General features: G+C 70.9%; 1 protein-coding gene. It reads left to right on the top strand.

The genetic code is table 11. From position 1 onward, the window contains the following. Positions 1-234 (top strand): Ig-like domain-containing protein (locus tag FOV68_RS24150; protein WP_186289785.1); only part of this gene is annotated, 234 nt, incomplete at both ends.

Here is a 234-nt window from a genome sequence, read left to right as displayed (position 1 = left end):
GAGCTCGGCACCGCCACCGTGGGCGAGGACGGCAGCTGGACCTTCACCCCTGACGCCCCGCTGGCCGACGGCGAGCACGCGCTGGTCATCGACGGCACCGGTGCGGACGGCAACGCGGTCAGTGACATCGTCGACGTGAACGTCGACACCAGCGCCACCGCGCCGGGCATCACCGACGACGCCGGTAATGCAATCGCCGACGGCAGCAGCACCAGCGACAGCACCCCGACCATC

Origin of the sequence: Pantoea sp. paga (assembly GCF_007558755.1) — a bacterium.
GTDB classification, from domain to species: domain Bacteria; phylum Pseudomonadota; class Gammaproteobacteria; order Enterobacterales; family Enterobacteriaceae; genus Pantoea; species Pantoea agglomerans.
Note: the sequence above shows the minus strand (reverse complement) of the source record. Positions and strands in the feature narration are given on the sequence as shown.